The organism is Streptomyces sp. NPDC006384 (assembly GCF_042870695.1).
GTDB lineage: Bacteria > Actinomycetota > Actinomycetes > Streptomycetales > Streptomycetaceae > Streptomyces.
In genome coordinates, this window is sequence record NZ_JBIAHR010000020.1 from 78,066 (window position 1) to 104,528 (window position 26,463).

Genomic DNA, 26,463 nt, shown 5'->3' on the forward strand with positions numbered 1-26,463 from the left:
GCCCCAGGGACGCCGGCGAGGGCCGTACACGGCAACCGTGTACGGCCCTCGCCGGCGTCTGTGCGCTCAGAGCGAGCCGCCGGGCTGCCCTCCGGTGCCCCACTTCACCCGGGGGCCTTCGAAACGCACGGCGTGCCCCGGGGTACGAGCCACGGGACCGAGGACGAAGACGTCCTCGGCGCCGTCGAGCACACCACCCGAGGGGTCGTCGTCACCGGAGCGCCGCACCGGGTCCCGGTCGGGCATGAGAATGTCGCGGACGACCATGACGCACAGGTACAGCGTCCCCAGCAGGTGGACGCCGATGGCCCAGTGGTAGCCGTCCGTGGGCAGGCCCTTGTGGGCGTCTCCGCTGGTGGTGTAGGCGAGGTACATCCAGATGCCCAGGAAGTAGACGACCTCGCACGCCTGCCAGACCAGGAAGTCGCGCCACTTCGGCCGGGCCAGCGCGGCCAGCGGCACCAGCCACAGCACGTACTGCGGCGAGTAGACCTTGTTGGTGAGGATGAACGCCGCGACGATGAGGAAGGCCAGCTGGACGAACCGCGGCCGACGGGGGGCGGTCAGCGTGAGCACCGCGATACCGCCACAGCACAGCAGCATCAGGAGCGTGGCGAGCGTGTTGACCGTCTCCGTACTGGGCGGGTTGTCCGAGTTCTGGACCAGGATCAGCCAGAAGGACCCGAAGTCGACGCCGCGTTCCTGACTGAACGTGTAGAACTTCGACCAGCCGTCGAAGGCGAAGACCATGACCGGCAGGTTCACCACGAGCCAGGCACCGGCCGCGCCTGCCATGGCCTTCCCGAACGCCCGCCAGGTGCCGGCACGCCAGCACAGCACGAGCAACGGGCCGAGGATCAGGAAGGGGTAGAGCTTCGCGGCCGTGGCCAGTCCCAGCAGCACGCCGAAGGCCAGAGCACGGCCCCGCGCCCACATCAGGATCGCCGCGGTCGTCAGGGCGACCGCCAGCAGATCCCAGTTGACGGTCGCGGTCAGTGCGAAGGCGGGTGCCAGTGCGACCAGCAGGCCGTCCCAGGGCCGCCTGCTGTGCACACGGGTGACGCAGACGGCGATGACGGCCGCACAGACCATGAGCATCCCGGCATTGACCATCCAGTACCACTGTTCCTGGTGCTGAACGCTGCCGCCGCCCGGGGTGAGCCAGGACGCGGCCTCCATGAACAGGCCGGTCAGCACCGGGTACTCGAGGTACTCCATGTCGCCGGGGAGCTTGTCGAAGTAGGGGACGAGCCCGTCGATGAACCCCCGGCCCTGGTAGAGGTGCGGGATGTCCGAGTAGCAGGCATGGGTGTACTGGGAACTGGCACCGAAGAACCAGGCACCGTTGTAGCAGGGCGCTTTCTGGATCAGGCCGAGAGCGAACATGCCGATCGCCACGAGCGCGACCACCCGCACCGGTGTCCACCAGGACGACCCGAGCAGAGCACGTCGGCCGAGAGGGCCACCGATCAGCTCGCTGCCGGCCGCGGCGACCGCGTCCTCGCGGGTCGGCTGCACGGGATCCGGCTCGTGCGCGCTCACTGGCGTCGATTCTGCACTGGGCATGGGGCACATCCTGCCGTACGTCCCCGGGGAAACACGGGGGCCGCCGCATCCTGATGGATGCGGCGGCCCCCGTTTCACGTGAAACGCGCGGGTGTTTCACGTGAAACGCGCATGTGGGTCGGACGAACGGTTACCCGCTCGAGCCCCAGATGGTTCCCCCTGGCCCGTTGCCGTTGCCGTTGCCATTTCCGTTGCCGTTGTCATCGCCGTCACCCTCTGTCTCGCTGGAAGAAGGCGAAGGCGACTGACCACTGTCCGTCCCTCCGTTGTCATTGCCGTTGTTGTCGTTACCGCTGTTGTCCCCGTGCCGGCACTCCCAGTCGAAGACGCCGCAGGTGTCCGTGGGTGTGGGGGACGGACTGGTCGGGGTCTGGCTGGGAGTCGGGCTCGGCGACGGACTCGACTTCTCCGTCTCGGTGGGCGTGGGGGACGGGCTCGGCGGTGGGGCGTCGTTGATGACCTCGCCGATGGGCTCGGGGACCGGGAACTTCTTCGCCGGCTGGCCCTTCAGGGCCTGTGCCATGTAGTCGTGCCAGATCTCGGAGGGGAACGACGAACCGTGGATCTTGTCCTGGCCGCCCGTTCCGTACATCTCCAGGAACGTGCGGTCCTTGAGGGTCTCGTCGTCCGGGTAGCGGAACATGCTGATCGCGGTCGACAACTGCGGGGTGTACCCGACGAACCAGGCGGACTTGTTGCCGTCCGTGGTACCGGTCTTGCCCGCCACCTCGCGGCCCGGAATCCGGGCGTTGGACCCCGTGCCGTCCTCGACGACGGTCTTCAGGACGTCCGTGACGTTGTCCGCGACCTTCGCGGTGAAGGCCTGCTCGGTCTTGATCTCGTGCGTGTAGATCGTCTCGCCCGACTTCTCCACCTTCGTCACGGAGAACGGCTCACGCTGCTTGCCGCTGGCCGCGAAGGTGGCGTACGAACCCGCCATACGGATCGCGCTGGGGTCCGAGACACCGATGGAGAAGGACGGGTAGGAGGTGCCCGCCAGGCTGTCCTCCAGGAGACCCGCCTCCACGGCGGCCTCCTTCACCTTGTCCAGCCCGACGTCCATGCCGAGCTGCACGAAGGCGGAGTTCACCGACTCCCGCATGGCTTCCCGCAGGTCGATCTTGTAGTCCGGCGGATCACCGAGCGACTTCTTGCCGTCGTTCTCCTGCCGCCACTGCTCGCCCTTCTCGTTCGTCCAGACCGTCCCGTCATAGTTCTTGATCTTGAGGTCGTTCTGGCCGCTGTAGAGGCTCTTCGGGGAGACGATGGTGCGCTGGCTCAGAGACTGGTCCTGGGGACCGTCGGGATCACGCACGCCCCACTTCATCGCCGCCGCGAGCACGAAGGGCTTGAAGGTAGACCCCACCTGGGCGCCGGTCACGTCGGCGTTGTTGGTGAAGTGCTTCGTCGCGTCGGCGCCGCCGTAGATGGCCTCGATGGCCCCCGTCTCCGGGTTCACCGATGCCCCGCCGAACTGCACGTGGGTGTCCTTTTCGGGGCGCTCGTCGGGCTTGATGTTCGCCTTGTAGACCCCCGTGACCGCAGCCTCGAGCTGCTGGACCTTCTTCTTGTCGAAGGTCGTGTGGATCGCGTATCCGCCCTGGTCCAACTGGTCCTGTGTCGCGACGCCGTTCTTGATCAGAGACGCCTTGGCGAGGTCGACGAGGTAACCGGTCTGACCGCCCAGCTGGGAGTTGGACCGCGGGTTCTGCACCGCGGGAAGTTCTCTGTACTTGTCCCGCTCGGCCTGGTCCAGATGCCCGTACTCGACCATCTTGTCGAGGGTGTCCTGCATCTGCCTGAAGGCACGCTTCTTGTTGGCGGCGGGGGTGGCGGCCGGGTCGATGGACGTGGCCCCCGCGGGGTCGTAATAGGTGGCGCCCTTGAGAACGGCCGACAGGAGGGCGCACTCGCCCGGGTTCAGGTCGACGGCGTCCTTGTTGAAGTACGCCCGCGCCGCTGCCTGGATGCCGTAGGCGCCGCGGCCGTAGTAGGCCGAGTTCAGATGCCCCTCGAGGATCTTGTGCTTGTTCATCTTGGCGCCGACCTTCACCGAGACGAGGATCTCCTTGAACTTCCGGCTGACCGTCTGCGACTGGTCCGCGAGCATGGCGTTCTTGACGTACTGCTGGGTGATGGTCGAACCACCCTGCGTCTCGCCTCCCAGGGCCATGTTGTACACGGCACGGGCGATGCCCTTGGGGTCGATGCCGCTGTCGGAGTAGAAGGTCTTGTTCTCCTGGGAGATGACGGCGTTCTGCATCGCCTTGGGGATCTTCGCCAGATCGATCAGCTGGCGGTTTCGTTCACCGCCCGTCGCGACCATCACGTCGCCGTCGGCCCAGTAGTAGACGTTGTTCTGCGCGGTCGCCGTCTTGGCGACGTCGGGGATGCCCACCATGGCGTACGCGATGCCGGCAGCGGTCACCAGACCGCCGAAGAAGGCGACGCAGAGCCCCGAGACGAGCTTCCAGGACGGCACCCAGCGCTGCCAGCCGTCCCGGTCACCGCGCGGGTAGTCGATCATCCGCTTCTTGCCGGAGGCGGCCGCGCGGCCTCGCCCGGGCCCGGCTGCGCCGGCGCCGGCCCGACGCCCCGCGCGGCCGGGCTCGGCACCTCGGCGGCGACCGCCCCCGCTCCGTTGCGCCGCGCGCCGTGCCGCGGCGCGGCCCCCGTAGGGGCGTTCCTCGTCCTCCGCACCGTACGAGCCGGACGGAGACCCTGTCGCGCCTCGCGGTGCCGCACGGCGGCCGGAGGACGAGCCGGACTGACCGCGTCGGGCCGCGGCACGTCCGCCTCCCTGCGGCTGCGGCGGTTTGCGACGGTGCTCGCTCATCGAACGACTACTCCTCGGGCAGGCGCACCTTTGCGCGCCTGGAAAAGGCGGCTGGTTTCCGGTCCCCCCGAAGTACGGGTGCGGCCCCTCCCGCATCCACCCGTACTGCACCGGGAACGAGGACGTCCCCACGCGTCACTCGGCTCCCGGCGGTCTGCATGGCGCACAGACTACGCACCGCCCAAACCTCCGAGCTCCGAAGTTCACCTCAAATCAGGCAACTTGCTCACGATGAATCCTCGATGTGATTCCGCTCACCAGTGCGCCCCTTGTCGCATGCGGAAGGTCGTTCTATCGTCGGGATGTATCGAGCCGATACATCGACGCGGCATAAGGACGAGAGGAGGCGACGATGAGCCGGCGTTCCGGCATCCTCGAGTTCGCCGTACTCGGCCTGCTCCGCGAATCCCCGATGCACGGCTACGAGCTGCGCAAGCGGCTCAACACGTCACTCGGTGTGTTCCGTGCGTTCAGCTACGGGACGCTGTACCCCTGTCTCAAGACACTGGTCGCCAACGGCTGGTTGATCGAGGAACCGGGGAACGTCGGCGAGGCCGCAGCCTCCCTCACCGGACGACGCGCCAAGATCGTCTACCGGTTGACGGCCGCCGGCAAGGAGCACTTCGAGCAGCTCCTCTCGCAGACCGGCCCCGACGCGTACGAGGACGAGACCTTCGCCGCTCGCTTCGCGTTCTTCGGACAGACGTCGCGTGACGTACGCATGCGCGTGCTCGAGGGCAGGCGCAGCCGGCTGGAGGAGCGCCTGGAGAAGATGCGGGCCTCCCTGGCCCGCACCCGGGAGCGTCTCGACGACTACACGCTCGAGCTCCAGCGCCACGGAATGGAGTCCGTGGAACGCGAGGTGCGCTGGCTGAACGAGCTCATCGAGAGCGAGCGGGCGGGGCGGGACCTGAGGGGTTCCGCCGCTGAGGGGTCCGCTCAACAGGACACGACATCTGGAGCGACGGGCGGCCTGCCCCGGCCGGGGGACGACCCCCGGCCGGACACGCCCGGCGACACCGCCACGTGAGCGCCCAGTCAGGGCCTCACTCGTACACACAGGGAGCAACCGGAATGGGTTCGGTTCGCGTAGCCATCGTCGGCGTGGGCAATTGCGCCGCATCGCTGGTGCAGGGCGTCGAGTACTACAAGGACGCCGACCCGGCGTCCAGGGTCCCGGGCCTGATGCACGTCCAGTTCGGCGACTACCACGTCCGTGACATCGAGTTCGTCGCCGCCTTCGACGTGGACGCCAAGAAGGTCGGCCTGGACCTCGCGGACGCCATCGGCGCCTCCGAGAACAACACCATCAAGATCTGCGACGTGCCGAACACCGGTGTCCAGGTCCAGCGCGGCCACACCCTCGACGGCCTCGGCAAGTACTACCGCGAGACCATCGAGGAGTCCGCCGAGGAGCCGGCCGACATCGTCCAGGTCCTCAAGGACAAGCAGGTCGACGTCCTCGTCTGCTACCTGCCCGTCGGTTCCGAGGACGCGGCGAAGTACTACGCCCAGTGCGCCATCGACGCCAAGGTCGCCTTCGTCAACGCCCTCCCGGTCTTCATCGCCGGCACCAAGGAGTGGGCGGACAAGTTCACCGAGGCGGGCGTCCCGATCGTCGGTGACGACATCAAGTCGCAGGTGGGCGCCACCATCACGCACCGCGTCATGGCGAAGCTGTTCGAGGACCGGGGTGTCGTCCTGGACCGCACGATGCAGCTGAACGTCGGCGGCAACATGGACTTCAAGAACATGCTCGAGCGCGACCGCCTCGAGTCCAAGAAGATCTCCAAGACGCAGGCCGTCACCTCCCAGATCCCCGACCGGGACCTCGGCGAGAAGAACGTGCACATCGGCCCGTCCGACTACGTCGCGTGGCTGGACGACCGCAAGTGGGCGTACGTCCGCCTCGAGGGCCGTGCCTTCGGTGACGTTCCGCTGAACCTGGAGTACAAGCTCGAGGTCTGGGACTCCCCGAACTCGGCCGGTGTCATCATCGACGCCCTGCGCGCCGCGAAGATCGCCAAGGACCGCGGCATCGGCGGTCCGATCCTGTCGGCGTCGAGCTACTTCATGAAGTCCCCGCCGGTCCAGTACTTCGACGACGAGGCCCGTGAGAACGTCGAGAAGTTCATCAAGGGCGAGGTCGAGCGCTGAGCGTGCCCGGCTGAAGTCGGCGGAAGGTCCCCGGGGCGCACGCCCCGGGGACCTTTCGCGTATGTGAGGCTGTGCCTCATGGCCGTCGTCCGTGACCTGCGCGTCCTGCTGTGTCTGAAAGGGTTCCGGCGCCTGCTCGCCGTCCGCCTGCTCTCCCAGGGCGCCGACGGCGTCTACCAGGTGGCGCTCGCCACCTATGTCGTCTTCTCGCCGGAGAAGCAGACGTCGGCCGCCGCGGTCGCCTCCGCGATGGCGGTGCTGCTGCTTCCGTACTCACTGGTGGGCCCCTTCGCCGGCGCCCTGCTGGACCGCTGGCGTCGCCGCCAGGTCCTCCTGTACGGAAATCTGCTGCGCGCCGCACTCGCCTCGGTGACCGCCGTGCTGATGGTCGCCGCCGTCCCGGACTGGCTGTTCTACCTCTCGGCCCTGTGCGTCACCGCCGTCAACCGCTTCGTCCTGGCGGGCCTGTCCGCCGCGCTGCCACGCGTGGTCGACGCGGAGCGCCTCGTCGTCGCGAACTCCCTCTCCCCGACAGCAGGCACTCTGGCGGCGACGGCCGGGGGCGGTCTCGCCTTCGTCGTACGCCTCGTGGCATCCGACTCCGACGCGGCCGTGGTTCTGCTCGGGGCGGCCCTGTACCTGTGCGGTGCCCTCGCGTCACTGCGCATGGCGGCGGAACTGCTGGGACCCGACGAGGCACAGGTGCGACCACGGCTCGCCTCGGCGCTGGCGGGCACCGCCCGCGATCTGGTGGCGGGCGTACGCCACCTCCTGGCGCCCGCCCGCCGGGAAGCGGCCTGGTCACTCGCCGCCATGACGTTGATGCGGTTCTGCTACGGCGCTCTGCTCGTCCTCCTGCTGATGCTGTGCCGGTACGCCCTGACATCGAGCCAGGACGAGGGGATGGCCCTGCTGGGGCTGGCACTGGGGGTGTCGGGTGCCGGTTTCTTCGCCGCAGCGGTGATCACACCCTGGGCAGCCGGACGGCTCGGCCCCGGACTCTGGATGGCCGTGTGCGCGGCCTCCGCCGCGGTGCTGGTTCCGGCCCTCGGTCTGCCGTTCGCCACCGTGCCCCTGCTCGCCGCGGCGTTCGTCCTGGGGCTGACGACCCAGGGCTCGAAGATCGCGACCGACACGATCGTGCAGACCTCGGTCGACGACGCCTTCCGCGGCCGGATCTTCTCCGTCTACGACGTCCTGTTCAACATCGCCTTCGTCGGCGCCGCCGCGGTGGCCGCCCTGATGCTGCCACCGGACGGCCGGTCGGCGACGCTGATCCTCACGGTCGCCGCTGTCTATCTGTCGGTCGCGGCGGCCATGGCCCGTTCCGGCAAGCGGTGAGCGACGTATCAGCGTCACAGAAGTCCCCGGGTCACCGCTCCAGCGGTGAGACCCGACGGTTCCCTCGACTCACTTGCCAGAGCGTCGAAGGTGACGTTTCACGTGAAACACCCCCCGCGCCCAGGCCACCACGCAGCGGGGTGTTTCACGTGAAACACCCCGGCCTCACGCCTGCTCGGCCCACCACTGCTTCAGCGCGGCGACCGCCACGTCGTACCCCATCGGCCCGTTCTCCAGACGCAGCTCCAGAAGGTGCTTGTAAGCCTGGCCAACGGCGGGGCCGGGGCCGATGCCCAGGATCTCCATGATCTGGTTGCCGTCCAGGTCAGGACGGATCGCGTCCAGCTCCTCCTGCTCCTGAAGTTTCGCGATCCGCTCCTCCAGACCGTCGTAGGCGCGGGACAGTGCGGCCGCCTTGCGCTTGTTGCGGGTCGTACAGTCGGAGCGCGTCAGCTTGTGCAGGCGGTCGAGCAACGGGCCGGCGTCCCGGACGTACCGGCGCACCGCCGAGTCCGTCCACTCGCCGGTTCCGTATCCGTGGAAGCGCAGGTGCAGCTCGACCAGGCGGGAGACGTCCTTCACCAGGTCATTGGAGTACTTGAGCGCGGTCATACGCTTCTTCGTCATCTTGGCCCCGACCACTTCGTGGTGGTGGAACGAGACCCGCCCGTCCTTCTCGAACCGGCGCGTGCGCGGCTTGCCGATGTCGTGCAGCAGGGCGGCCAGCCGGAGCACCAGGTCGGGCCCCTCGCTCTCCAGGGCCATCGCCTGCTCCAGGACGATGAGCGTGTGGTCGTAGACGTCCTTGTGGCGGTGGTGCTCGTCCCTCTCCAGACGCAGGGCCGGCAGCTCGGGAAGGACCCGCTCGGCGAGACCGGTGTCCACGAGCAGGGTCAGTCCCTTGCGCGGGTACGCGGAGAGGACCAGCTTGTTCAGCTCGTCCCGGACCCGCTCGGCGGAGACGATGTCGATGCGCGCGGCCATGTCCTTCATGGCCGTGACGACCTCAGGGGCCACCTCGAAGTCGAGCTGGGCAGCGAAACGCGCGGCCCGCATCATCCGGAGCGGGTCGTCCGAGAACGACTCCTCGGGCGTACCCGGAGTACGCAGCACCCGGGCCGCGAGATCGTCGAGGCCACCGTGCGGGTCGATGAACTCCTTCTCCGGGAGAGCGACGGCCATGGCGTTCACCGTGAAGTCCCGCCGGACGAGGTCCTGCTCGATGGAGTCGCCGTACGAGACCTCCGGCTTGCGCGACGTGCGGTCGTACGCCTCGGACCGATAGGTGGTCACCTCGATCTGGTAGCCGTCCTTCTGCGCCCCGACGGTGCCGAACGCGATCCCGACCTCCCAGACGGCATCCGCCCACGGCCGCACGATCTTCAGCACGTCCTGCGGCCGGGCATCCGTCGTGAAGTCCAGATCGTTGCCGAGCCTGCCGAGCAACGCGTCCCGGACCGAGCCGCCGACCAGGGCGAGAGAGAACCCGGCCTCCCGGAAGCGGCGGGCGAGGTCGTCGGCGACAGGCGCGACCCGCAGCGTCGCGCTCACCGCGCGAGGCTGCGCCTGACTCATGGCACTGGGGGTGACTTCGTTGGCGTTCGGCACAACAGAACAGGGTACGTGGCCCGGGCAGACGCGGTCGCCTCCGTTCTCCGGCTCCCGGCCCGTCCTCTGCTCCCCTCCCTCTCGCAGGGGCGCACGCGGGACCGCCCCTTTCCCGCTGATCTCGGGACCGTACTCCGCGGCACTTCCCCACCGTGCGCATCGTTACCATGCGTGGACGCACATACCGACGACCGCTGACGACGACGAGGGACGGACGAGCGCGTGGCCGACGCGGCAGACTTCCAAGGGACCAGTCCCTCACCTGCCCGCCGGTGGCTCCGGCGCACCGCGGCACTGCTCGCCGCTGCGCCCGTACTGGCGGGCATGCTCCAGCTGCCCGCCGGCACGGCCCACGCCGACGCACGGGCGGCAGCCAAGGCCGACTCCGGGTCGGGCACGGTGGCTGTGGCCGTCGACTCGCTCACCCCCTCCGTCCCCACCGACGGGGACATGCTGACGGTGTCCGGAACCGTCACCAACAACGGCAAGCAGCCCGTCACCGACGCCCATGTCGGCCTGAGAGTGGGCTCCGAGATCAACACCCGCTCCTCCGTCGACGCGATCGCCAGAGACGCGAACGATCCGAAGAAGCCCGTTCCCCCGGAGATCGACGACAAGTACACGGCAAAGTTCGACCACCTCGTCCCCGGCGTCGCCGAGCACTTCAACATCTCCGTGCCGGTCGATGACCTGGGCCTCGGTGACGACGGGGTGTACGAGTTCGCCGTCACGCTCTCCGGGCAGACCTCCGCACAACCGTGGGAAAGGATCCTCGGGGTCCAGCGGACCTTCCTGCCCTGGAAGCCCGACGCCACCGGCCCGAGGACGAAGACGACATATCTCTGGCCACTCGTCTCGACCACCCACATGGCCGCCGAGACGGGACCGGACGAGGAACAGACACCGGTCTTCCTCGATGACGACCTGGCCGAGGAGATCTCTCCCGGGGGCCGCCTGAACCAGATGGTGGCGCTGGGCAAGGACCTGGACGTCACCTGGGTGATCGATCCCGATCTGCTCGCCTCCGTCGACGCGATGACGCGCGGCTACCAGGTCCGGCACGAAGGCGACACCGTTCCCGGCACCCACCAGGCGATCGCCAACCAGTGGCTCGCCGACCTGCAGGACGCGGTGGCCGACAAGGAGGTCGTCGCACTCCCCTTCGCCGATCCCGACCTGGCCTCCCTCGCCCACAGCGGCACGGACATCGCCGGGTCACTGAGCCAGCTGAAGGAAGCCACGGACGTCGTCACCAACACGGTGGAGCCGATCCTCCACGTGAAACCCAGTACCGACTTCGCCTGGCCCGTGGAGGGAGCGGTCGACCGGTCGATCGTCAAGGTCGCCACCTCCGCCGGCGCCGACAAGGTGATCGCGCGCAGCGACAGCCTGCAGGAGACCGACGAGCTGCCGTACACCCCCTCCGCCGCCCGTCCCATCGGCGGCGGCACCACCGCCGTCGTCGCGGACGCACGGCTGTCCACGGCGTTCGAGGACGATCTGACGAAGGCGTCGGCATCCACGCTCGCCGTACAGCGGTTCCTCGCCCAGAGCCTGGCGCTGCACCTGCAGACCGGCAAGCAGCGCAGCATTGTCGTCGCCCCGCAGCGCACCCCCTCCGGAAGCCAGGCCCGTGCCATGGCCGAGGCGCTGCGTGCGCTCCAGGACGGCACCTGGTCCCAGTCGCAGAAGCTGGTGGAGGCCGCCGCGGCCAAACCCGACCCGAACGCGACCACCACCGTCCCCAGGGCGTCGTCGTACCCGTCGGCGCTGCGCAAGAAGGAACTGCCCCGGTCGGCGTTCACCCAGATCGCGCAGACGCAGGGCAAGCTCGACAACTTCAAGGTCGTCCTGTCGAACCCGTCCCGGGTGGTGACTCCGTTCGGGCGTGCCCTGAACCGCGAGATGTCCGCGTCCTGGCGTGGCCGGGCCGCCGAGGCCGAGTCGTTCCGCGCCGGTGTGAGGGCGTACCTGGACGGGCTCGCCTCCCGGGTCAGACTCATCGACAAGTCCGAGACGAAGCTGTCCGGCCGCAGTGCCACCATCCCGGTGACGGTGCAGAACAATCTGGTGCAGGATGTCGGCCCCCTGGTGCTGCGCCTCACCTCCACGTCCCCGACACGCCTGGAGATCGACGGCGCCGCCTATCAGGAGCAGCCCGTCTCCGTCTCCGGCGGCCACAGCCAGTCGGTGAAGTTCACCACCTCCGCCAATGCCAACGGCCGGGCCACGGTGATCGCCCAGCTGTACACGAGGGACGGACGGCCCTACGGCAAGGCCGTCACCTTCGACGTGAAGGTCACCGAGATCACGGCCACGGTGATGCTGGTCATCGGCGGCGGAGTCCTGCTCCTGGTCCTCGCCGGTTTCCGCATGTACACACAGCGCAAGCGTGCCGCGGCCCGTGAGGGGCAGACGGACGGACCCGGCGAGGAACCCGGGGCCGACGGCGAGGACCGTTCCGGGAATCCCGACGGTTCCGGCGCACCTCTCGGTGACGAAGAGCCCGGGTCCCGCTCCCCGGCAGACGCCCCGGACCAGCCGAGTGACCCGACACCGGACACCGCAGCGGAAAACCCCGGCCCGTCCGGCACGGGTGAGAGAGTGGACCGTTGAGGATGTCGTGGCCGGTCGGCCCGGGACGATGAGGTGGGGTAACCATGAACGCGCCGTACGACGGTGACCGCGGTCGGACCGTGGACGGCTCGGGTCACCCCGAGGTACCGCCCGGCCAGGGCGGAACACCGCCGGAGCCGCCCGCGGACATGTACCTGCAGGACGCCTACGACCAGGACCCCTACCGGGCGCAGGATCTCTCCGCCCAGGACCCGGTCTCCGAAGCGCTCTACGACCGCGCCGCACACCCTCCGCCGCCTCCGGGCACATTCCCGTCGCCGCAGCAGCTGTACGCCCAGCCGGCCCAGTCGCCGTACGCTCCCGACCCGCGCGTCTGGGCCCAGACGCCGGCGCCCGAGCCGGACGGCCCCACCCAGTACCTGCCGTACGGCGACGACCCGCGCACCACCCAGTACGTCGGCGTGGACGACCTGGTCACCCAGGCTGGTGAGCAACGTCACGAACCCGACGCCTTCGCCCACCTTTTCCGGGACCAGCAACAGGGCGGCGGGCACCCTTCGTACGACGACCAGGGACCGGTGCCCTCTCCCGCCCCCGCTCCGGGGCAGTACGGCGGGACACCGGGACCGGACCAGTACGGCGGCGCCCAGGGCTTCGGCCAGTACGGCGGTCCCCCTTCCCCCGGCCAGTACGGCGCCCCGGCTCCCGGGCCTTACCCCGCGCCCGCTCAGGCGGCCCCCGGGCAGTACACCGCGCCCGCGCCGGAGCAGTACCCGGTGGCTTCCACCCAGGAGGCGGCCGAAACTCCCGCCCAGGACGCCGGCCCCCCTGCCGCACCTGTCGCCGCGCCCAAGAAGGGCGGCCGCGCGGGGAGCCTCCTGAAGTCCAGCGCCGTGATGGCGGCCGGCACGATGGTCTCCCGGCTCACCGGGTTCATCCGGTCGGCGTTGATCGTCTCCGCGCTCGGCGTGGGCCTGCTCGGCGACACGTTCCAGGTCGCCTACCAGCTGCCGACCATGATCTACATCCTGACCGTCGGCGGCGGCCTCAACTCGGTCTTCGTGCCGCAGCTGGTACGGGCCATGAAGAACGACGAGGACGGCGGCGAGGCCTTCGCCAACCGTCTGCTGACCCTGGTCATGGTGGCACTCGGCGTGCTCACTGCGATCACCGTCTTCGCTGCCCCCCTCCTGATCCGGCTCCTGTCCAACCCGGTCGCCAGTGATCCGGCCGCGAACGAGGTCGGCGTCACCTTCGTCCGCTACTTCCTGCCCTCGATCTTCTTCATGGGCCTGCACGTGGTGATGGGGCAGATCCTCAACGCGCGGGGCAGGTTCGGCGCGATGATGTGGACCCCGGTCCTGAACAACATCGTCATCATCGTCACCCTCGGGATGTTCATCTGGGTCTACGGGACCGCGGAGACCTCCGGCATGAAGGTCACCAGCATCCCGCCGGAGGGCGAGCGTCTGCTCGGCATCGGCGTGCTGCTGGGTCTCGTCGTGCAGTCCCTGGCGATGATCCCGTACCTGCGCGAGACGGGTTTCCGGCTGCGGCTGCGCTTCGACTGGAAGGGACACGGGCTCGGCAAGGCCATCACCCTCGCCAAGTGGACGGTCCTGTTCGTCCTCGCCAACCAGGCGGGTGCCATGATCGTCATCCAGCTCTCCACCGCCGCCGGCAAGGCATCGCCCGTCGACGGCACCGGCTTCGCCGCCTACGCCAACGCCCAGCTGATCTGGGGCCTGCCGCAGGCCATCATCACCGTCTCCCTGATGGCCGCCCTGCTGCCCCGTATCTCCCGCTCGGCGTCCGAGGACGACAGTGGCGCGGTCCGCGACGACATCTCCCAGGGCCTGCGCACCACCGCTGTCGCCATCGTGCCCGTCTCCTTCGGTTTCGTCTCGCTGGGTATCCCGATGTGCACGCTCATGTTCGGCTCCTCGGGCACGAGCGAGGCCACCAACATGGGCTACATGCTGATGGCCTTCGGTCTGGGCCTCATCCCGTACTCCGTGCAGTACGTCGTCCTTCGCGCCTTCTACGCCTACGAGGACACCCGGACCCCCTTCTACAACACGGTCATCGTGGCCGCGGTCAACGCAGCCGCGTCCGCCCTCTGCTACTTCCTGATGCCGGCCCGCTGGGCCGTGGTCGGTATGGCCGCCGCCTACGGCCTGGCCTATGCGACCGGCGTCGGCGTCGCCTGGCGCAGGCTGCGCAAGCGGCTCGGCGGGGACCTGGACGGCGCGCGGGTGCTGCGGACGTACGCCCGGCTGTGCATCGCGTCCGTCCCTGCCGCCCTGCTCAGCGGCGCGACCTGTTACGCGATCAGCCGTGCACTCGGCCAGGGCGTCCTGGGGTCGTTCGCCGCGCTGCTGGCCGGCGCAGCGGTTCTGTTCGGCATCTTCTTCCTCGCAGCCCGCCGGATGCGCATCGAGGAAGTCAACTCACTGGTCGGCATGGTGCGCGGACGCCTGGGACGCTGAGACGTGGGGTAGGCGCACAACCATCGTCCACCGCCGTGTGTCGTGCACAGTGGCGGACTGTGGGCACAATTGGGTTCGGCGTCGGGCTGCGCGCATCGGGTGTCGGTAGGCGTGCATCGAGTGGGGAGGCAGGAACGACGGTGGCGGAACGGAGCACAGCTGCCGTCGACGTGGCAGACAACAGCGGTGAGAAGCCGCTGACCGCACAGGCGGACCAGTCCACGGCCGACGGGGTGGCCAACAACCGGGAGCGGGACACGGACGGCGACGAGGTACAGGGGAGCCCCACGAGCGAGGATTCCGGCAAGGCCTCGACTCCCGAACTGCACAGCGGGCACAAGCTCGCCAGACGTTACCGCCTCGAGGAATGCGTCACCCGGCTGGACGGCTTCAGCAGCTGGCGAGCCGTCGACGAGAAGCTCCGCCGTGCCGTCGGTGTCCACCTCCTGCCGGCGGACCACGCGCGGGCCCGTTCCGTGCTGGCGGCGGCACGCTCCGCCGCGCTCCTCGGTGATCCGCGTTTCGTCCAGGTACTGGACGCGGTGGAGGACGACGACCTCGTCTACGTCGTCCACGAATGGCTCCCCGACGCCACCGAACTGACCGCGCTCCTCGCCGCGGGCCCCCTGGACGCGTACGACGCCTACCAGATGGTCAGCCAGGTCGCCTCCGCGATGGCCGCCGCCCACCGCGAGGGCCTCGCCCACCTGCGCCTGAACCCGAACGCGGTGCTGCGCACGTCGACGGGCCAGTGGCGTATCCGCGGCCTCGCCGTCAACGCCGCGCTGCGTGGCATCAGTTCCGACACACCGCAGCGGACCGACACCGAGGCCATCGGCGCCCTCCTGTACGCCACGCTCACCAAGCGCTGGCCGTACGAGAGCGACGCCCACGGCATGGCCGGCCTGCCCAGGGACATCGGTCTGATCCCGCCTGACCAGGTACGCGCCGGTGTCCATCGCGGCCTGTCCGAGCTCGCCATGCGGGCACTGGCCAACGACGGCGCCACCGCCTCGCGTCACGAGTCCCCGTGCACCACACCGGAGGAAGTGGTCAAGGCGATCGGGGAGATGCCCCGTATCCGCCCGCCGGAGCCGGCGTACACCGCCCCTCCCGAATACCCGCGCACCTCGTACCAGAAGGGCGCCTACGGCCGTCCGGCACCACGCCCCGGCGTCTCCCAGCCGGTGCCGGTCCCGCCGCCTCCGCTGCATAGCCGCACCGGCAAAGCCCTGAAGTGGACCGTCTCGGCACTGCTCATCGCCGCGCTCGGACTGGGCAGCTGGCAGCTCGCGGACGCGCTCATGGAGCGGGGCGGCAAGGCCGACGACCAGAACCAGACCCAGACGACGAACGGCAACAACAAGAACGGCGTCGCGCCGAAACCCATCAAGCCGATAGCGGTGCAGGGCGCCCAGGAGTTCGTCACCAAGGGCTCCGCTCAGCACCCCGCCGATGTCGGCAAGACGTACGACGGCGACAAGAGCACGATCTGGCGGACCGCCAGCTTCTACGACGGCCCTGTCATCGGTCCGTTCAAGCCAGGTGTCGGCATCGTCTACGACCTCGGTTCCGCCCAGGAGGTCGCCACCGCGGACGTGGGGTTGTACTACGGCGGTGACCACACGACGGCTGAGCTGTACGCCGCGGACTCCCTGCACCCGTCGTCCCTCGACACCATGCAGAAGATCGGCACGGTAACCACCACCGGAACCAATGCGACGATCAAGGTCGCCAAGCCGGTCACGTCGCGGTACGTACTCGTGTGGCTCACCGCTCTGCCCTACGCCGCCGGCGACGAGTACAGCGACGCCGGCTACAAGCAGGCCATCACGGACGTGACGTTCAAGGGCTGAGTCCACCGACGGGGGAAGGGGTCCGATGGCAGACGGCACCGCCTACGGCGGCATCAGTGATCAGGACCTCCTCGCCCGCCACGTCGGTGGTGATCCTGACGCCTTTGGTGAGCTCGTCCGCCGCCACCGCGACCGGCTCTGGGCGGTGGCACTGCGCACTCTGGGGGACCGCGAAGAAGCTGCTGACGCCGTCCAGGATGCTCTTGTCTCCGCCTATCGCGCCGCCCACACGTTCCGGGGCCAGGCGGCCGTCACGACATGGCTGCATCGGATCACCGTGAACGCCTGTCTGGACCGTGCCCGCAAGGCGGCCTCCCGCAAGACCGCTCCCGTCGACGACACCGACCGCCTGGAGCAGCTGCTGGAGCCACACGAGTCGGCCTCCGCACCCGCCGAGCGCAACGACCTGCACCGTCAGTTACTGGAAGCCCTGGGCACCCTGCCGGCCGATCAGCGGGCCGCTCTCGTCCTCGTCGACATGCAGGGTTACCCCGTCGCCGAAGCAGCCCGCATCCTCGACGTACCGCTCGGGACGGTCAAGAGCCGCTGTGCTCGCGGCCGAGCCAGACTTCTGCCGCTGCTCTCCCATCTGCGCCCGGACGGCAGCGGTGAGGACGAGAAGCGGAACCGGAGGCCGGGGGCATCCGTCCCACCCGCAGCAGGGCCGCATCGGGCAGGCCCCTCGAGCGCGGGCCAGAGCGATTCAGCCGCAGTGAAGGGCGGAGGTGGACGAGCGTGACGTCGTCGACGACAGACATGACCGGGCACCCGGACGTCGCCGAGATCGCCGATCTGGCCGAAGGCCTGCTCCCCTCCGCACGGACAACGGACCTTCGACGGCACCTGGACACCTGCGAACTCTGTTCGGACGTCTACATGTCACTGGAGGAGATCCAGGGACTGCTCGGAACACTGCCGGAGCCGCAACGGATGCCCGACGACGTGGCCACCCGAATCGACGCCGCTCTTGCTGCCGAGGCACTCACGAGCACGACACCCCCCCAAGCCGTCGAGGACACGGACACCGTCGGCACGCGTGTTTCACGTGAAACAACGGCAACGGCCGACCGCCCCTCCGGGCATGCCCGCCCCTACACCACCGGCCCGGGCCGGAAAGACCGCAAGGACCATGGCAGGAGCGGACGACGCAGGGGCGTCGTCCTGGGCGCAGTGGCCGTGGCCGCCGCCCTCGGACTGGGTTCCGTGATCGTGACATCCCTGACCGGAAGCGGTCCGGCCGATGAAACGGCCCGCGGACAGCAGACCTCACTCGTGGACACCTTCTCCGAGGGCCGGTTGAAGAAGCAGGTGGACGAACTCGTCGCCGACGGCCAGGACACGCGGAGCGGCGCACGCACGCCCCGCAGCTTCGGCACGGAGTCGGAGAGCGGGACCGAGAACCATGTCTTCACCCGGCCGACGGTCCCGGAGTGCGTCCAGAAGGCCATCGGCCGCGATGACGCGGCACTCGCCACGGAGGAGGGCGTCTACAAGGGCAAGGAAGCACTTCTCGTGGTGCTGCCCGATGCCCTCAACGACTCCCGGGTGAGCGTCTATATCGTCGAGTCGGCCTGCGTGCACGAGCCTGCGGCCGGTCGCGCCGAGGTGCTGCTGAAGCGCTCCTACGCACGGTCTTGAGCTTGCGCCCCTCCTCGTCCGCCGTGTGCCCGGCCACAGCGGGAATGCGCGCCCCTTAGGATCCGTTGGGTGGGATGAGAGCTGCGACAGAAGCTCCACCCGGCCCTGAAGACGCAGTCCAGAGACGAGGAATGAAGCCGTGAGCGACGTCCGAAACGTGATCATCATCGGCTCCGGGCCCGCCGGCTACACGGCGGCGCTCTACACCGCGCGCGCGTCGCTGAAGCCGCTGGTGTTCGAGGGCGCCGTCACCGCGGGCGGTGCACTGATGAACACCACCGAGGTGGAGAACTTCCCTGGCTTCCAGGACGGCATCATGGGCCCCGAGCTCATGGACAACATGCGTGCCCAGGCCGAGCGCTTCGGTGCCGAGCTCATCCCCGACGACATCGTCTCCGTCGACCTGACCGGTGAGATCAAGACCGTCACCGACACCGCGGGCACCGTCCACCGGGCGAAGGCCGTCATCGTCACCACCGGCTCCCAGCACCGCAAGCTCGGCCTGCCGAACGAGGACGCCCTCTCCGGACGCGGCGTCTCCTGGTGCGCGACCTGCGACGGCTTCTTCTTCAAGGACCAGGACATCGCCGTGATCGGTGGCGGTGACACCGCGATGGAGGAGGCCACGTTCCTCTCCCGTTTCGCCAGGTCCGTGACGGTCGTCCACCGCCGGGACACCCTGCGCGCCTCCAAGGCGATGCAGGAGCGCGCCTTCGCCGACCCGAAGATCTCGTTCGTCTGGGACAGCGAGGTCGCCGAGATCCAGGGCGACCAGAAGCTGTCGGGCCTGAAGCTGCGCAACCTCAAGACCGGGGAGCTCTCGGACCTGGCGGTGACCGGCCTGTTCATCGCCATCGGACACGACCCGCGCACCGAGCTCTTCAAGGGCCAGCTCGACCTGGACCCGGAGGGCTACCTGAAGGTCGACGCCCCCTCGACCCGCACCAACCTGACGGGGGTCTTCGGCGCCGGTGACGTGGTCGACCACACCTACCGGCAGGCGATCACCGCCGCCGGCACCGGCTGCTCCGCCGCACTCGACGCCGAGCGCTTCCTCGCCGCGCTCACCGACGAGGACAAGGCCGAGCCCGAGAAGACCGCTGTCTGATCTCCGCCCTCCCACGCCCCAACCAGTTAAGGAGCCCGCCGTGGCCGGCACCCTGAAGCAAGTGACCGACGCCTCCTTCGATCAGGACGTCCTCAAGAGCGACAAGCCCGTCCTGGTGGACTTCTGGGCCGCCTGGTGCGGTCCGTGCCGCCAGATCGCGCCGTCCCTCGAGGCGATCGCCGCCGAGCACGGCGACAAGATCGAGATCGTCAAACTGAACATCGACGAGAACCCCGGTACGGCGGCGAAGTACGGCGTGATGTCCATCCCGACGCTGAACGTCTACCAGGGTGGCGAGGTCGTCAAGACGATCGTCGGCGCCAAGCCCAAGGCCGCGATCGTCCGCGACCTCGAGGACTTCATCGCCGACTGACGTTTCACGTGAAACACGAATGGGCCGACCCCTCCGGGTCGGCCCATTCGTGTTTCCCATGCTCACCGGTCACGGCAGTCGTGCCACCTCACAACGGGCGCAACACCGGCTCCTTCTGGACAGCACCGAGCAGTCGGTCCAATGCCATCTCCACGTCTTCCTTCCACGACAGCGTGGTCCGCAGCTCCAGCCTGAGCCGCGGATGACGCGGATGAGGCCGGACCGTCTTGAAACCCACCGCCAGAAGGTGATCCGCCGGCAGAACGCAGGCAGGCTCCTTCCAGCGGGCATCGCCGAAGGCCTCGATCGCTTTGAACCCCCGCCGCAGCAGGTCTTTGGCGACCGTCTGCACCATCACTCGTCCCAGCCCCTGCCCCTGGTAGCCCGGCATGATGAACGCCGTCATCAGCTGCACCGCGTCGGGCGAGACCGGGCTGGTGGGGAACGCCGCCGAGCGGGGGACATAGGCGGGAGGGGCGTAGAGCACAAAGCCCACGGGTACGTCGTCGACATAGGCCACCCGGCCGCAGGATCCCCAGTCCAGCAGTACCGCGGAGATCCAGGCTTCCTTCTCCGCAGCAGCAGTCCCCGCCGCTACCGCGGCTTCGCCGCTGACGGGGTCCAGTTCCCAGAAGACGCACGAGCGACAGCTCTGGGGAAGATCCTGAAGGTTGTCCAGCGTGAGCGGTACGAGTCGGCGCCCCATGAAGGCTTTTCCTCGCTTCCCTCGCCCGTCGCGTCGCGGGCGGCCGTCAGAGCACCCCGTTGCCTGAGCAGGCTGCCGATGAACCCACCGACTGCGCCCAGCCCCAAGCCCGCGCCCACCAGTCCGGTGCGGCTCATCGTTCGCATGGCCCCTGCCTGCCTCTCAGAGGTACTGCCAGGTGATTGCGCCGTCCCGAACGCATCGTATCCGCGAAGAGACAACGCCGACACCGACGAAAGCAAAGAGCGGGCCGCTTTCCGGAAAGCACCGGACACAGCCCGCCCTCGGCGGACGGAACACACCGTCACTGCTCGCGGATCAGGAGTCGGCCCCTTCGTCCTCCTCGGCCTCGATGCCCTTCTGCAGAACAGGACCCTCACCAGGAGCGAGGCTCCCCAGGATGCGTTCGAGGTCTTCCATGGAGGCGAACTCCACGGTGATCTTGCCCTTCTTCTTCCCCAGGTCGACCTTCACCCGTGTCTCGAAGCGGTCCGACAGACGGGTCGCCAGCTCGGACAGTGCCGGGGAGACGAGAGCACCGGCCCGCGGCCCCTTGGCACGCTGCGGCTTCTGCGGCCGGGAGCCCATCAGAGTCACGATCTCCTCGACCGCCCGGACCGAAAGCCCCTCGGCCACGATCCGGTGGGCCAGCCGCTCCTGCTCTTCCGGGTCCTCGACCGAGATCAGGGCCCGCGCGTGCCCGGCGGAGAGCACCCCGGCGGCCACCCGGTTCTGCACCTTCGGCGAGAGCTTCAGCAGACGCAGCGTATTGGACACCTGCGGACGGGAACGTCCGATGCGATCCGCCAGCTGGTCGTGCGTGCAGTTGAAGTCCTTCAGCAGCTGGTCGTACGCGAAAGCCTCCTCCAGAGGATTCAGCTGTGCCCGGTGCAGGTTCTCCAGCAGCGCGTCCAGAAGAAGCTGCTCGTCCTCCGTGGCCCGCACGATCGCCGGGATCGCCTTCAGCCCCGCCTCGCGACTGGCCCGGAGCCGGCGCTCACCCATGATGAGCTCGTACCGTCCGGTACCTGCCTGCCGGACGACGACTGGCTGAAGAAGACCGACCTCCTTGATGGAGGTGACCAGCTCGGCGAGGGCGTCCTCGTCGAAGACCTTGCGAGGCTGCCGCGGGTTCGGCGTGATGGCGTCCAGGGGCACTTCCGCGAAGTAGGCCCCGAGCGGAGGTGCGGGCATGTCCACCGCGGCCGACGGCGTCGGGCCCTCTGTTTCACGTGAAACAGCGGCCAGCGTGGCCAGCTTCGCGGCTGCCGACCCCCTGTCGTTCGACAGCACCGGCGCCGACAAGGAGGAAGCAGACGCCGCATTCCCCAGAGCTGCCGAGGCCACCGACTTATCGGTCGGGGCTGCGGGAATCAGTGCGCCGAGCCCACGACCCAACCCCCTTCGTCGCTCGCTCACTGGATCCCCTTCACCATGTTCGGGTCGTTCTGCGCACCGATGTGTGCCTGAGCCGGGTCGTAGGCCACACCCACGCCTCGCCATGCGATCTCGCGGGCAGCCTCCAGGTAGGAGAGAGCACCGCTCGATCCTGGATCGTAGGTCAGCACCGTCTGCCCGTAACTCGGTGCCTCCGAGATACGGACCGAGCGCGGGATGCTCGTCCGCAGGACCTCGTCGCCGAAGTGACTGCGTACCTCGTCGGCGACCTGTGACGCCAGCCGCGTCCGGCCGTCGTACATGGTGAGCAGGATGGTCGACACATGCAGTGTGGGGTTGAGATGCCCCCGGACGAGTTCGACGTTCCGCAGCAGCTGTCCCAGTCCTTCCAAGGCGTAGTACTCGCACTGGATAGGAATCAGCACCTCCTGCCCCGCGACGAGTGCGTTGACCGTCAGCAGGCCGAGGGAAGGCGGACAGTCGATGAGGATGTAGTCCAGCGGCTGCTCGTACGCCTGGATCGCCCGTTCCAGGCGGCTCTCTCGTGCCACCAGTGACACCAGCTCGATCTCCGCGCCGGCGAGATCGATCGTGGCCGGCGCGCAGAAGAGCCCTTCGACATCAGGAACGGGCTGGACGACCTCCGAGAGCGGTCTGCTCTCGACCAGCACGTCGTAGATGGAGGGGACCTCGGCGTGGTGGTCGATCCCCAGCGCGGTGGATGCATTGCCCTGCGGGTCGAGGTCGACGACCAGAACGCGGACCCCGTGCAGCGCAAGCGACGCGGCGAGGTTCACGGTCGTCGTCGTCTTGCCGACACCGCCCTTCTGGTTGGCGACCACGATCACACGGGTCTGCTCGGGCCGTGGCAGCCCCTCGCCGGCCCGGCCCGCAGTCTCCACCGCCGGCTGGGCAGCTCGACCGACCGGGGTGTCGTCCATAGGAGGCGGTGTTTCACGTGAAACATCCGCCCCCGTCGACTCGGTACGGGGACCGGGGACCGGATCGGTCATCGGCCCCGCGATGTTGGCGTCGGACCGCAAGGATTCACTCTCCTCGACTTCAGGCTCGCAATGAACAGAGCCTCCCATGCCCCCGGGGTCACGAACCAGTGACGTCTGGCGTTCTGTGGAGAAATCCACCTCTGTGGACAACTCCGACCTCCGCAAGGGCCCAGCAACACCGGAAGAACCGGGTTCCTCCGCGAGCGAACCAAGAGGCCTGCGGTCTCGAGGTTCTGCCCCGGCGCGGCCACGACCGATGATGCCGTGCAGCAGTGAGCGACGTTTCACGTGAAACACGATGCACAGCGGCCGGGGCCGGACCGGAACGACACTCCGGTACGAAGGAATGGGGAGGCTGGGTGGAGTACGCCACGCCGTCAGAGCGGCTCAGCGGTGTCCCTCGCTCATCCGCGCCGTCGGCGCGCCCGCCCTGTCCGGGCCGCCTTGGCGCGCTTTGCGGCGAAGCGCACACCACCGGGACTCTCTCCGACCTCGACACGCACCACCGTGGACAGAGGATCAACGATCCCCTCGCCCACATGCAGGATCGACGTCTCCATCGCGCCCAGCTTGCTGAGCGCGGTGGCCGCGGCCTTGAGTTCCTCCTCGGCGGCGTCTCCCTTGAGAGCGAGCATCTCGCCGTACGGCCGCAGCAGCGGAATGCCCCAGGTGGCCAAGCGGTCCAGCGGCGCGACGGCCCGCGCCGTCACCACGTGCACCGGCGGAACCTTGCCCATGACCTCCTCGGCGCGCCCGCGCACCACGGTCACGTGGTCCAGGCCCAGCAGCTCCACCACTTCGGTCAGGAAATTGGTACGCCGCAGCAGTGGCTCCAGGAGGGTGATCTTCAAGTCCTCCCGGACCAGCGCCAGCGGGATGCCCGGCAGGCCGGCTCCCGATCCCACGTCACACACCGTCACCCCTTCGGGCACGACCTCCGAGAGCACCGCACAGTTCAGCAGGTGCCGCTCCCACAGACGCGGGACCTCACGGGGGCCGATCAGACCCCGCTGCACTCCCGCCTCGGCAAGCAGCTGGGCATAGCGAACCGCGTCCGCGTAGCGATCGCCGAACACCTCACGTGCCTGCTCAGGCACAGGGGGAAGCTCCGCTGCCTCCGTCACGGGGGACCGTCCTTCCGTACCGCAACGGCGCGCCGGGCGCCGCTGCCAGAACCACCAGAACTATCAGACTGAAAAACTCGGCCCCGCCTGCGCAACAGACGGGGCCGTAGGACAAAGGGGGACCGTTCAGGCGGGAAGCACGACGACGAAGCGCTGCGGCTCCTCGCCCTCGGACTCGCTGCGCAGCCCCGCGGCCTTGACCGCGTCGTGCACGACCTTGCGCTCGAACGGGGTCATCGGCTTCAACCTCACGGCCTCGCCGCTGCTCCTGGCCTCCGCCGCGGCCTTGGCACCCAGCTCGGAGAGCTCGGCACGCTTCGTGGCACGGTAATCCGCGATGTCCAGCATCAGCCGGCTGCGGTCACCGGTCTCCCGGTGCACGGCCAGGCGCGTGAGCTCCTGCAGAGCCTCCAGCACCTCGCCGTCATGGCCGACCAGCTTCTGCAGATCACGGCTGTTCGTGTCGCTGATGATCGAGACAGAGGCACGGTCGGCCTCGACATCCATGTCGATGTCGCCGTCCAGGTCGGCGATGTCGAGCAGACCCTCCAGGTAGTCCGCGGCGATCTCGCCCTCCTGCTCGAGGCGAGTCAGGGTGTCTGCACCCTCGGCAGCGGCGGAGGTGGTGCCTTCCGTCACGGGATGGACTCCTTCTTACTTCTTCGACGGGGACTTGGGCCGCTGCGGGCCCTTGCGCTGTCCGGACTGGGCCTTGCTGCGGCCACCGCCGCCGGGCTTCTGAGCGGACTTCTTGGCAGCGGCGGGCTTGGGTCCCGGCGTGGCGTCGTCCGGCTCGTCGGACTTGCTGAGCGAGGTCTTCGGTTCCGACTCGCCGACCGCCTTGGCGGACTGCCGCTGGGACTTGCTCTGCCGTTTGGGCTGCTGGCGCTTCGGCGCGGCCGTGGCGGCGGATGCGCCGTCCTCGGCCTGCACGGCGACGGCACTGTCGCTCTTCACCACGGTGCCGTCGGCCTGGGCAGCAAGGCCCGCCTTGGTCAGACCGTTGATGAACTTGCGTTCGAACTCGTTGCGGTCCCGGCCCTTGGCGACGATCGCCTTCACGACGGCCTTCTGGCCCCGGCCACGCGTCTTGCCGTGCTGCGTGACGTGCTTGTGCAGACGCTCCAGGTAGGCCGCCTGGGCCTTGGAGCCCGGAGTCGGGTTGTTGCGGATGACGTACATCTGCTGGCCCATGGTCCACACGTTGGTCGTCAGCCAGTAGACGAGGACACCGACCGGGAAGTTGATGCCGAAGACGGCGAACATGACCGGGAAGATGTACATCAGCATCTTCTGCTGCTGCATGAACGGCGTCTTCACCGTGGTGTCGACGTTCTTCGTCATGAGCTGGCGCTGAGTGAAGAACTGCGACGCCGACATCAGGATGATCATGACTGCGGTGATCACACGGACGTCGGTGAGGGACGACCCGAGGGCCTCCACCTTCGAGGCGCCGTCGGTGAACTTCGCCGCGAGCGGCGCGCCGAAGATGTGGGCCTTCTGCGCGCTCTCGAGCAGGCGCTCGTTGATCACGCCGATGGTGTCGTTCGTCGCGATGCTGTTGAGCACGTGGTACAGAGCGAAGAAGAACGGGGACTGCGCCAGGATGGGAAGGCACGAGGAGAGCGGGTTGGTGCCCGTCTCCTTGTACAGCTTCATCATCTCTTCGGACTGGCGCTGCTTGTCGTTCTTGTAGCGCTCCTGGATCTTCTTCATCTCCGGCTGGAGTGTCTGCATCGCGCGCGTCGACTTGATCTGCTTCACGAAGAGCGGGATCAGGCAGATGCGGATCAGAATCACCAGGGACACGATGGACAGGCCCCAGGCCCATCCCGTGTCCGGACCGAAGATGGCGCCGTACACGCTGTGGAACTGGACGATGACCCAGGAGACAGGTGTCGTGATGAAGCTGAAGAGGCTGGCAATCGTGTCCACTAATCATGCTCCTTGGGCATGGGACTGGGTCTCTGCGGCCGGGCTCGAAGGGCTGGGCGGACTCGTCGAAGACGCCTGTCCCTCGATGGCCGGTTCGGCGGCGGAGGGCCCGCCCCTGCGTGCACGCCAGGCGCCACGCAGCATTTCGTGCCACCGCGGACGCTTGCGCGGCGGAACATGGTCCACACCGCCCAGCGACCACGGATTGCACCGCAGAATGCGCCAGGCGGTGAGTGCTGTCCCCTTGATGGCACCGTGCCGGTCGATGGCCGTGTAGCCGTAGTGGGAACACGACGGGTAGTACTTGCAGACCGGCCCCAGCAGCGGACTGATCGTCCACTGGTACAGCTTGATCAGTGCCAGCAGCGGGTACTTCATCGCGCGCCCCCTCCCAGCAGCCGCTTCAGGGCGGCGTCCAGGTCTTGGGCCAGCTGTGCATGGTCGGCGTCGCCCGCACCGGGCAGCGCTCGTACGACTACCAGGCTACCGGGGGGAAACAGGTCGATCCGGTCCCGCATCAGATGGCGAAGCCTGCGCTTCACCTTGTTGCGGACCACCGCGCCACCCACGGCTTTGCTCACGACGAAACCCGCACGAGTCGGGGGAGCGCTCTCCCCAGGCGCGTGCGGGTCCGTGGCACCGCTTCGAAGGTGGACGACGAGGGCCGGGCGGCCAGCCCGGCGACCTCGTCGTACCGCGGTCGCGAAGTCCTCGCGCCGCCTCAGCCGGTTCTCGGTGGGCAGCACG

The 26,463-nt window shown here is 68.5% G+C and carries 21 protein-coding genes; 10 read left to right on the top strand and 11 right to left on the bottom strand.

Annotated features, from left to right (window positions below; genetic code table 11):
* Positions 1-66 precede the first annotated feature (66 nt).
* Both ACFYOJ_RS25415 and ACFYOJ_RS25420 read right to left on the bottom strand, forming a co-directional pair.
* The gene (locus ACFYOJ_RS25415; protein WP_356554206.1) at positions 67-1,575 is read right to left on the bottom strand and encodes a glycosyltransferase 87 family protein; all 1,509 of its coding nucleotides are present in this window, start codon (positions 1,573-1,575) and stop codon (positions 67-69) included.
* A 121-nt stretch (positions 1,576-1,696) separates the two neighbouring features.
* The gene (locus ACFYOJ_RS25420; RefSeq protein WP_356554208.1) at positions 1,697-4,402 is read right to left on the bottom strand and encodes a transglycosylase domain-containing protein; all 2,706 of its coding nucleotides are present in this window, start codon (positions 4,400-4,402) and stop codon (positions 1,697-1,699) included.
* Between the two features lie 352 nt (positions 4,403-4,754).
* On the opposite strand from ACFYOJ_RS25420, the gene ACFYOJ_RS25425 reads away from it, so the two are divergent.
* The 3 genes from ACFYOJ_RS25425 to ACFYOJ_RS25435 all read left to right on the top strand — a co-directional run bounded on the left by ACFYOJ_RS25425 (position 4,755) and on the right by ACFYOJ_RS25435 (position 7,900).
* Positions 4,755-5,432: a helix-turn-helix transcriptional regulator gene (locus ACFYOJ_RS25425; protein WP_356554209.1), complete on the top strand. Its 678-nt coding sequence runs from the start codon at positions 4,755-4,757 to the stop codon at positions 5,430-5,432.
* 44 nt (positions 5,433-5,476) lie between these two features.
* Positions 5,477-6,559, top strand: a complete 1,083-nt coding sequence (locus ACFYOJ_RS25430) for an inositol-3-phosphate synthase (RefSeq protein WP_356554211.1) — start codon at positions 5,477-5,479, stop codon at positions 6,557-6,559.
* Between the two features lie 78 nt (positions 6,560-6,637).
* Entirely contained in the window at positions 6,638-7,900 is a 1,263-nt protein-coding gene (locus tag ACFYOJ_RS25435; protein ID WP_356554213.1) for an MFS transporter, read from the top strand.
* Between the two features lie 165 nt (positions 7,901-8,065).
* Here the strand turns inward: ACFYOJ_RS25435 and ACFYOJ_RS25440 are convergent, their stop codons facing one another.
* Entirely contained in the window at positions 8,066-9,508 is a 1,443-nt protein-coding gene (locus ACFYOJ_RS25440) for a CCA tRNA nucleotidyltransferase (RefSeq protein ID WP_356554215.1), read from the bottom strand.
* A 222-nt stretch (positions 9,509-9,730) separates the two neighbouring features.
* On the opposite strand from ACFYOJ_RS25440, the gene ACFYOJ_RS25445 reads away from it, so the two are divergent.
* From ACFYOJ_RS25445 to trxA, 7 genes are all read left to right on the top strand, one after another.
* Positions 9,731-12,124, top strand: coding sequence for a DUF6049 family protein (locus ACFYOJ_RS25445; protein ID WP_356554216.1), 2,394 nt, complete (start codon positions 9,731-9,733; stop codon positions 12,122-12,124).
* A 44-nt stretch (positions 12,125-12,168) separates the two neighbouring features.
* Positions 12,169-14,574: a murein biosynthesis integral membrane protein MurJ gene (gene murJ, locus ACFYOJ_RS25450; RefSeq protein WP_356554218.1), complete on the top strand. Its 2,406-nt coding sequence runs from the start codon at positions 12,169-12,171 to the stop codon at positions 14,572-14,574.
* A gap of 140 nt (positions 14,575-14,714) precedes the next feature.
* Positions 14,715-16,430 carry a protein kinase family protein gene (locus ACFYOJ_RS25455; RefSeq protein ID WP_356554220.1) on the top strand — a complete coding sequence of 572 codons (1,716 nt, stop codon included), beginning with the start codon at positions 14,715-14,717 and terminating at the stop codon, positions 16,428-16,430.
* A gap of 25 nt (positions 16,431-16,455) precedes the next feature.
* Positions 16,456-17,169 (top strand): RNA polymerase sigma factor SigM, encoded by a 714-nt coding sequence (sigM, locus tag ACFYOJ_RS25460; RefSeq protein ID WP_356554222.1) that lies wholly within the window; start codon positions 16,456-16,458, stop codon positions 17,167-17,169.
* Positions 17,170-17,186: 17 nt separating this feature from the next.
* Positions 17,187-18,068 carry a hypothetical protein gene (locus ACFYOJ_RS25465; RefSeq protein ID WP_356554318.1) on the top strand — a complete coding sequence of 294 codons (882 nt, stop codon included), beginning with the start codon at positions 17,187-17,189 and terminating at the stop codon, positions 18,066-18,068.
* Between the two features lie 139 nt (positions 18,069-18,207).
* Entirely contained in the window at positions 18,208-19,176 is a 969-nt protein-coding gene (trxB, locus tag ACFYOJ_RS25470; RefSeq protein WP_356554224.1) for a thioredoxin-disulfide reductase, read from the top strand.
* A gap of 40 nt (positions 19,177-19,216) precedes the next feature.
* Complete coding sequence (gene trxA, locus ACFYOJ_RS25475) at positions 19,217-19,549, top strand: thioredoxin (RefSeq protein WP_356554226.1); 333 nt, start codon at positions 19,217-19,219, stop codon at positions 19,547-19,549.
* An 88-nt stretch (positions 19,550-19,637) separates the two neighbouring features.
* Here the strand turns inward: trxA and ACFYOJ_RS25480 are convergent, their stop codons facing one another.
* The 8 genes from ACFYOJ_RS25480 to rnpA all read right to left on the bottom strand — a co-directional run bounded on the left by ACFYOJ_RS25480 (position 19,638) and on the right by rnpA (position 26,462).
* A complete protein-coding gene (locus tag ACFYOJ_RS25480; RefSeq protein ID WP_356554228.1) occupies positions 19,638-20,255 on the bottom strand; it encodes a GNAT family N-acetyltransferase in 618 nt (205 codons plus the stop codon).
* A 318-nt stretch (positions 20,256-20,573) separates the two neighbouring features.
* Positions 20,574-21,674, bottom strand: coding sequence for a ParB/RepB/Spo0J family partition protein (locus tag ACFYOJ_RS25485; RefSeq protein WP_356554230.1), 1,101 nt, complete (start codon positions 21,672-21,674; stop codon positions 20,574-20,576).
* Positions 21,671-22,744, bottom strand: a complete 1,074-nt coding sequence (locus ACFYOJ_RS25490; protein ID WP_356554320.1) for a ParA family protein — start codon at positions 22,742-22,744, stop codon at positions 21,671-21,673. The genes ACFYOJ_RS25485 and ACFYOJ_RS25490 overlap by 4 nt, the downstream gene beginning before the upstream one ends.
* Before the next feature lie 317 nt (positions 22,745-23,061).
* A complete protein-coding gene (gene rsmG / locus ACFYOJ_RS25495; protein ID WP_356554232.1) occupies positions 23,062-23,781 on the bottom strand; it encodes a 16S rRNA (guanine(527)-N(7))-methyltransferase RsmG in 720 nt (239 codons plus the stop codon).
* A 126-nt stretch (positions 23,782-23,907) separates the two neighbouring features.
* The gene (locus ACFYOJ_RS25500; protein WP_356554234.1) at positions 23,908-24,420 is read right to left on the bottom strand and encodes a R3H domain-containing nucleic acid-binding protein; all 513 of its coding nucleotides are present in this window, start codon (positions 24,418-24,420) and stop codon (positions 23,908-23,910) included.
* A 15-nt stretch (positions 24,421-24,435) separates the two neighbouring features.
* A complete protein-coding gene (yidC, locus tag ACFYOJ_RS25505) occupies positions 24,436-25,716 on the bottom strand; it encodes a membrane protein insertase YidC (RefSeq protein WP_356554235.1) in 1,281 nt (426 codons plus the stop codon).
* Between the two features lie 3 nt (positions 25,717-25,719).
* Positions 25,720-26,094 (bottom strand): membrane protein insertion efficiency factor YidD, encoded by a 375-nt coding sequence (yidD, locus tag ACFYOJ_RS25510; RefSeq protein ID WP_356554237.1) that lies wholly within the window; start codon positions 26,092-26,094, stop codon positions 25,720-25,722.
* A complete protein-coding gene (gene rnpA, locus ACFYOJ_RS25515; protein ID WP_161166776.1) occupies positions 26,091-26,462 on the bottom strand; it encodes a ribonuclease P protein component in 372 nt (123 codons plus the stop codon). The genes yidD and rnpA overlap by 4 nt, the downstream gene beginning before the upstream one ends.
* Position 26,463 lies beyond the last annotated feature (1 nt).